Origin of the sequence: Paraburkholderia sp. CNPSo 3281 (assembly GCF_024206515.1) — a bacterium.
In the GTDB taxonomy this organism is placed as follows: Bacteria; Pseudomonadota; Gammaproteobacteria; order Burkholderiales; family Burkholderiaceae; genus Paraburkholderia; species Paraburkholderia nodosa.
On record NZ_JAMBPS010000112.1, the window covers coordinates 1 to 7,827 of the forward strand.

At 54.5% G+C, this 7,827-nt stretch carries 5 protein-coding genes and 1 pseudogene; 4 read left to right on the top strand and 2 right to left on the bottom strand.

Going from position 1 to position 7,827, the window contains the following annotated elements:
- Positions 1-248 precede the first annotated feature (248 nt).
- A pseudogene (locus M3I56_RS40015) lies at positions 249-659 on the bottom strand (recombinase family protein); the annotation flags it as partial.
- A 249-nt stretch (positions 660-908) separates the two neighbouring features.
- Between M3I56_RS40015 and M3I56_RS40020 the strand changes: the two are divergent.
- The 4 genes from M3I56_RS40020 to M3I56_RS40035 all read left to right on the top strand — a co-directional run bounded on the left by M3I56_RS40020 (position 909) and on the right by M3I56_RS40035 (position 7,403).
- A complete protein-coding gene (locus tag M3I56_RS40020; protein ID WP_254358556.1) occupies positions 909-3,278 on the top strand; it encodes an AAA family ATPase in 2,370 nt (789 codons plus the stop codon).
- Between the two features lie 51 nt (positions 3,279-3,329).
- Complete coding sequence (locus tag M3I56_RS40025; RefSeq protein ID WP_254358557.1) at positions 3,330-3,923, top strand: DUF4406 domain-containing protein; 594 nt, start codon at positions 3,330-3,332, stop codon at positions 3,921-3,923.
- 1 nt (position 3,924) lies between these two features.
- Positions 3,925-5,301 carry a hypothetical protein gene (locus M3I56_RS40030; protein ID WP_254358558.1) on the top strand — a complete coding sequence of 459 codons (1,377 nt, stop codon included), beginning with the start codon at positions 3,925-3,927 and terminating at the stop codon, positions 5,299-5,301.
- Between the two features lie 986 nt (positions 5,302-6,287).
- On the top strand, positions 6,288-7,403 hold the full coding sequence (locus tag M3I56_RS40035) for an IS110 family transposase (protein ID WP_254358559.1): 1,116 nt from the start codon (positions 6,288-6,290) through the stop codon (positions 7,401-7,403).
- Between the two features lie 274 nt (positions 7,404-7,677).
- Here the strand turns inward: M3I56_RS40035 and M3I56_RS40040 are convergent.
- Positions 7,678-7,827 (bottom strand): ATP-binding protein (locus M3I56_RS40040; RefSeq protein ID WP_254358560.1); only part of this gene is annotated, 150 nt, incomplete at its 5' end.

Consider the following 7,827-nt stretch of genomic DNA (forward strand, 5'->3'; position numbering starts at 1 on the left):
GGAATCCCCGTGGCGCATGCGCACGAGAACCTGCCGATATTGATGCATCTCGATTCTCCGTCGGCCCATCGCAGCCTCCCTTGGGGGATCACGCCCCACAAGTTAAGCCTGCAATGAGCATCACGATCGAGATGCTCGGTTCCTTCCCTGGCTCCTATATGCCGGAAACGAAGTGGCTCCTTTATGCCGAAAACGCCCCGGTTCCTTTATGCCGGAAGCTCGATGGCTCCTATATGGCGGAAGATGACAGCTAGTCCCGCGTGCGTGCGCTCGATAAGAAGGTCCCGCTCGAACTGGGCGACGGCGGCAAGTACAGTCATGTGTAGTTTGCCGGATGGGCTGGTGAGATCGACGCCTTTGAGCGCGAGACAATGCACGTGGACTCCCATCGCCGCCAGCCTCTCGACGGTTCCGAGTACGTCCGTCGTGTTCCGCCCCAACCGATCAAGCTTGGTCACGACAAGGATATCGCCCTCATCGAGCCGGTCCAGTAGCTTGGCGAAGCCGGGGCGTTCGGCAGCGGGGATGCTCCCGGAGATGGTTTCCGCGACCGTATGGCGCGGCTGAACGGTAAAGCCCCCGCTACGGGCTTCCAGCAATTGATTGTCGGTGGTCTGCTCGGCGGTAGAGACGCGGGCATACAGGAATGTTCGGGCCATGATTTGCTCGGTAAACAATCGCAAAGTGTAGAGTTGTTTACCGTATTTTGGCTGGTCTGGGCGTCGGTAAATAAATGGACGTTTAGTTTCCGGATCAGGGGCTTGCGAAGGGACGTGCCATGATCGATCAAATGGGGCTATCGAACTTTGCTTACGGTGCTGCAGTTGCTCTTGTGCTTTTCACCGCTACTGACGGGGGCGGTACAATCTCAGCACCTATAACAACTGCGCGACTAGACCGGAGCATTTGTGAACACCCTAGAAAAATACTTGACAGAAGAGTATCCCGGAGATCAACGGGAGATCAGGGACATTGATCAAAATTTCAGATCAATAGCTAATGCCTATAAGGGGTCGTACGTAAAAAGGACTGCTTGGCCTTATGTGATCACAGGCGCTGAAGGGGTCTCGCATGCGCAAGAGCTCTCTCTGAGCACGACCAGCATGATCCTGAACTCCTTGCTTCGGATGGGAAATCGCTATTCCAATGAAGAAGGCGCGAGGCAGGAATGCGGTCTTTCGGGACTAGTTTTCCCGGTCGAAAAAGGCGAAGAGATTTTTGACGAAGCACTGATGCAGCAGTTAGTCCAAGCTGCGCAGCTAATTTTCGATAAGACAGAAAATCTAAAGAACAAAAAGGTTCGAATCTCGTCGGTTGCATCAGGTGCGGGGAAATATTCGCAGATTTCGGATTCGAAGACGTATGGTCCGAATGATGTCTTTACGCTTGCGTGGCTTGCGGATATTTGTACTGCCGATTGGGAGAAGGTCCCGGAGAAATTTCGTTCGAGCCTTGATGGTCTGCGTAAGCGCCTGAGAGAAGTGTTGCAGGGCAAACTGGCTGCTTACAGAGCTGCGGAAAACGCGAGCTTGGGCGCGCGGGTGCTCTTTGATCCCCAACTCGATGGTCTGGATAGGCCGTCGCCGGCACCGCACGCGTTTCCGCTGCTGCGTTTGATCCAGGCTGCACGCCGTCTGAGGATGGAGATCGAGGACGTATCTTATTTTTATAAGATTTTCGAGGGATCGCTGCACGAGCAACTATCGTTCAGCTCCATTCCTGACAGCCGCTTTGATCCGGCAGAACTCGCGTTCTGCTTGGAAGGGATGTTGCTCTGTCGAAGAAAGACGGTCGACCAGACTATTCTCGACCGCGTGCTCGCTGTGCTGACTCAGGTGCAAAACCAGAGCCCGTATTGGAGACCAGTCAAACCTTTTCTCACCACGAAACAGGGTCTCGTGCTCTTCCCTGTCAGCGTGGAAATCGCAAATTCGCTGTTACGGGCTTGCGCAATTTACGACGGCGAAGAGCTTCACGATACGTACAGTTCCAAGTGCCTAGGTTTGTTTCGCCGATATGCGCAATGGCTGCGGGCTCGTGCTGTCCGCATCGATCTTGACGGAGTCGAGGCTGTTGGCTGGCATTCCGAGCACGTCAATGAAGCGGACACGATTCATCTTTGGGAAACTAGTCAAGTCCTCGAATTCTTGATTTCCTATCGCAATGCATTGCATTTGCATATCGCAAGGACAACGCTCGTACTTTCACGATTCACACAGAAGAAATACCAACGAGGCGCTTGGAGCAGTCTTGAGCAGACGTTCGAAGCAGTTTCCACCTTAGGCTCTGAGCTCAAAGTGTATGACTGCGTTGGAAAAGAATTTGTCCAGCCTATGTTGTCAGACATGGGGCGGAAAAACTATTCAATGCTGCTCTATGGGCCGCCCGGTACCGGGAAGACCACGATTGCCGAGAGCATCGCTGAGGCACTCGGTTGGCGTTTGGTGACCATCACGGTGAGCGACTTTCTCGCAAGCGGAGAAGCGCAGTTGGAGGCACGGGCGAAGGACATATTTACTGTGCTTATGGCGCAGCCGGCCTGCGTTATCTTTTTTGATGAGATCGATCATTTCCTGCTCGATCGCGATTCGTCCCGTTATAGTCAGCAAGACAGTGCCTTCCAGTTCATGACCCCTGGAATGCTGACGAAACTCAATGATCTTCGTCGATCAAAGCAAGCACTCTTCGTCGTGGCGACAAATTACGAGGATCGAATTGACGCTGCGATTAAGCGCGCGGGGCGTATTGATAAAAAATTCTTGGTGCTGCCGCCTGATAGGAAAAAGCGTGGCCAGATCATTGAGAAGCTTGTGTCCAAGATGACTCCACCGAAGCGGCTCAGGGCAGATGAGCTCGATAAATTGGCGGATGCATCAACTTTTCTCGGCTACACGGACATCGCAGCTGTGGTCGACGCTGCGGATGCGGGCGCTGGATGGGTTGCCCGGCTGACGACTGCACTGGCTAATCGTGCGAGAACGATATCGTTGGAGGCATACAGCAGTCGCTTCGTTAGTGACTCGCAACGGGCGCCGGATGTTCGGGAAACGCCCATGAGAGAGTTCTTGGGACTGGTCGCATTGAAGACACAAGGCAGCAATGCGAAGTTCTCCGCGGCGGAAAAGGCAGTGCTGCAGGCCGCGGCGACCATCCTCGGCCTTTCAAACGCGGCTCTGCCGGAGCAATGGAAGCAGGCGCTGACTTCAAACGTTCCGGAGATTGACAGTGCCTACGTCGGCGGGGTGGCTGACATAATTGGCAAAGCGTTTTCGAACTAAGTGATATCGAGACCCATAGAACTGAGGTCATTCATGTATGCAGGCGGAGAGATGATGAAAAATGTCAATGAATCGAACATTGAGTTGGAGCAAAAATCTATGTTCGATGCTCTCGCCTGCGCCATTGACAAACATGGTGCGACCTACGTTAGTGGCCCGATAACTACTGGAAGACGGTATGTTGAGTGGTATCTGAGCGAGGGGTATGCGTGTGCTGGCTCACCAAATTTTAGGGATAGATTGCGCGATGCGGTCATTCGACAGAATGAGATCGACATCCTGAAGGTTGCGGCGAAAGCGCGTGCGCGTGGAAATGGAGTTGTGATTGAGCCAGCTAGCTTGCACAAATTTGAATGGGGTCAAGACGACTATGCCAGCTTTTGGTGTGGTGTCATCGAGCGATTCGTCGGGCGCTTGATCATGCTCGATGGTTGGCAGTTCAGTTTAGGATGCGTCGCCGAGTTTCATGAGGCAAGGAGATTGCGAATTCCGATTGAGAACCAGCACGGTGATGTGCTCGACTATTCTTTCGCAAAACATATGGTTGAAGAGGCAGTTAAAGAGCTTGAGGCACGTCATTTTCAGGCGGCTTCGCTTGAAAACCTCACTTGCGGTTTGCGCAGCTATGCCCTTCAGTGGAACTAATATGGCAACTACTGGTAGATTTGAATTTTTCAAGGACGAGTCACTTGACAGATTGGCTGAGATTGCCAACGTGGCTCAATTTGTCAGCTTTGCGCCAGGGGCCGAGGCTCAGCAGCGATATGCCAGAGTGCGTGGGTTTGCGCCCAACCACCGCTTTGCAAGTTTGGAGGAGTCGCTCTCGATACTCTTGGCAGCGAGTAGCGAGGACTCTCTGAATGTGCGCAGTTTTCGTCCGAATGCGCTTAAAAGTAACGAGTTCATTTACGGGCTGAAGAGTGTTGAGAAAGCCGCTGCGGCTGTTAGACGGCTAACTTCTGCCGACTTTCACGTCATCGTTAATGAAACCATTGACGTAAATGACGGGGGGGTGTCGGGAGTCTCGGAAGGTGGAATCATTGAGTTTTCTCCTGATGATACTCCTCGCTGCGTCGAAAAACCTGGTACCGCGTCATTGCCGGCCTCTCTGGGGCGCTCGGCTTTAGAACGTGTGTATGGTGTTTCTCTTGATTTGAGCTGCGAGCTCGAGTCACGCTTTGAGTTTAGCGTCCATCCGAGTCGCAGAGGATGGAAGGGGACGCACGTTCTAGGCTGGGAGCTTGAATCCACGAGTGGGGACAGCTTATCTGCTCGCCTCGAATGGCCGAACAATTTTAGTCGTCTGATTGGTGATAAAGCTTTCGGGCTTCTGATGGCAGCTGAGGCTGGCTTACCCGTGCCCCGGACAACGGTCATTAGTCGCAGGATCGCACCTTTTACATTTGGTCTGGAAACAGGGGATTCCGAGACGTGGATACGTACCTGTCCGAAGGAGCAAGTGCCTGGTAGATTTACTACAAAGAAGGGTTGGACCGACCCGTTTGCTTTGCTCCAAGCCGAGGACCCGTCGGGAACACAAATATCGTCGATATTGGCGCAATCTTCGGTAACTTCGTATTGTTCGGGAGCCGCTATCGTCGATAGCCAAGGCGAACTTGTCATCGAAGGGCGGATGGGCGAAGGCGAGGTGCTGATGAAAGGGGAGGCTCTGCCGGAAGCTATCCCAAAGATGGTCCTCGACGATATCTATGCATTGTATGAACGCTGCAAGACAGTCTTTGGGCCGGTGCGTTTCGAATGGGTGCACGACGGCGAACGGCCATGGATCGTACAGCTCCATCGTGGCGCTACTGCCTCTCGGGCGGAAGTGATTGTTCCTGGAGAAGCGAACGTGTGGATAGAGTTCGATGTTTCGGAAGGATTGAGCGCGTTGCGGGTCAAACTAGAGCACATGGGTAAGCTTGAGGGAGTTAGGTTGCACGGTCGAGTTGGCTTGACAAGTCACATTGCCGATGTCGTTCGGAAGGCGGGCAGACCGGCGCGCATCGTAGCGGCCGCATGAGTATGCTTGGCTCCCGCGAGACGGCTGAAGATTGGTTATGGTTGGCTTGCAGGCGTGAGACGGAGGCTTCCCTACGAATGGTGGATGGCCTTCGTAGGGTTGCATGCAAATTGTCGTTTGTCTGCGACTCTGCCGGTGCAGAGAAGTACTCGAATCGTCGACCATGCGAAGGGAGTCGAACAAAGCATTCCCCCCAGAGCCATCGGACGCGGACGCAGTGGGTGAGAGTCATGTCCAGCAGCTGACGGAAATAACTACGCCCAGCATACGATGATTGGGGCAACTCTGTGGGCAACATGATCATATTCAAGAATCATACTTTTGATTATCAAGACTTTTTTCTTGTAGTTCGGTAGTCCTCCGCCCTCGCGCGAAGATTTGATCGGTGAGCGATGACCGGTAAGCGCGCGGCTGGAGCGTACGCTGGTCCGCGTTGCGGCCGCATGGCATCAGTTTTCCCTTAAGCGCGAATAGCGGCAGCAAGCTTAATGAAATGAAGCGCGACTTTTCGCCATGCCCAACGGCGTGGCGAAACCCGTCGTTTAATGCGACGGATTTGACAAATGTCAACCCGAGCGCACGCGCAGATGCGCCGCGAATCCTCGGCACCGCATAGCCCGTCCTTTTCAGACGTATCCGATTTCATCTCCACGTTTGCGGCCTGACGATCATTTGATCGGGCGAAACATTTCGCCCGTCTAGACACCGGTCGCAAAGCCGGGCCAGCTGTTTTCGCCTACATCGTGGAGCCACGGAAATGTCGGAACAAGAAAAACGCAATGGCACGTTGTACACGTTCGCAACCATCGGCGCACGCACCGAGCGCGGCGGCTACATCACGCACGCGAGTTCAGGTCTTGTCATTTGTGGATTTAGGGCCGCACTAGACATAATGTATTGGACCTGCTGCACCTCAAGCGACGCGGGTTAAGCTTGAGGCTCCAAAAAAACCAAAGGCTCAGAGCCGCAATTGAGGAGAGCAGGTCGTGAAGCAGTTTAGCAAGTTCGTTGGGTTGGATGTGCACAAGGCAACGATTGCGGTTTCTGTGGCCGATGCGAACGGAGGGGAAGTTCGTTACGTTGGCGAGATTGCGAATACGCCGGAGGCGATCGAAAAGCTGGTTCGGCAGTTGAGAAAGGGAGACGCACATCTTTCGTTCTGCTATGAGGCAGGCCCGTGTGGATACGGGATTTACCGGCAGCTCAGCGATCTCGGCTGGGATTGCCAGGTGGTCGCACCGTCCCTGATCCCACGGAAAGCAGGCGAACGGGTCAAGACTGACCGCCGCGATAGTCTGATGTTGGCGCGCCTGCACCGGGCCGGGGAGCTGACAGCTGTTTGGGTTCCCGACGATGCGCAGGAAGGATTGCGCGACCTGACTCGAGCGCGCGAGGACATGAAGCACCTGCAGCGTCAGGCCAAGCAACGCCTGTCTGCCTTTCTGCTTCGATATGGCAAGTGCTACAGCGGCAAGAGCAACTGGACTCAGGCGCATTATCGGTGGCTGGAGCAACAGAAATTCGGACAGCCAGTCCAGCAGATTGTGTTTCAGGAGTATGTTGACACCGTCAAGGCGCTCAGCAAGCGTATCGATGGGCTGGACACGCAACTTGAGCGCGTGGCAAACGAATCAGTGTTCTGGCCAGTGATCGAAGGCCTGATGGCGCTGCGCGGTGTCAACCTGCTGACTGCGATGACGGTGGTCGCTGAGATCGGTGATCTGAGGCGCTTCGACAGCGCCCCGCAATTGATGGCCTATCTTGGGCTGGTGCCCAGCGAACACTCCAGCGGCGCCACCAAATCGCGTGGCGCAATCACCAAAACCGGCAACGCTCACGTGCGCCGGGTATTGGTCGAGGCGTCTTGGACGTATCGCCATCCAGCCAGGAAAACCGCGCATCTGCAACGCCGTGCAGAGCGAACCAGCGAAGCGGTCCAGGATATTGCCTGGAAGGCGCAAAAACGCCTGTGTGCGCGTTATCGAATAATGGAGGGTAAAGGCAAACTCAAGGTACAGGCATGTACTGCAGTCGCACGCGAGCTGACAGGCTTCATATGGGCAATAGGCCAGGCGTTGCCCCAGCCTGTGCCCAATCGTTAGAGACGTCGTCATGCGCATACAGTGTGTTGGTAGCGGAATGGACAACGGTGGGAGAACCCTCGTTGACACTATGAGGCATCCAGCAATGGAATGATCCTCGAATCTAGAGCGAGGCAGCTCCCCGACGAATCGGTTGTCATGCGGTACCCAACCCGCGCATATCAGACTGATCAACTGCGTATTTCGGGGAAGTTGAACGCCCGTTTCGATGAAGTCGAACAGGCCAGGAGGGAGGTGCTGCGTAGTGCTTAGATTGTACTGCGAGTGTTCGAGATCAGGCTACTTTTTGATCAGGAGCGTTCTTCTTTCGCATCGAATCGCCCTTCAATGCAAGCTTGTGAGCTTGATGGACGAGGCGGTCGAGGATTGCGTCGGCGAGCGTGGGGTCTTGCAGCCATGCGTGCCAGTGTTCAAGGGGCAGTTG

Excerpts from the sequence above, each read along its gene's own strand:
- M3I56_RS40030 (WP_254358558.1), top strand. The coding sequence starts at position 3,925 with ATGGCAACTACTGGTAGATTTGAATTTTTCAAGGACGAGTCACTTGAC.
- M3I56_RS40025 (WP_254358557.1), top strand. The coding sequence starts at position 3,330 with ATGATGAAAAATGTCAATGAATCGAACATTGAGTTGGAGCAAAAATCT.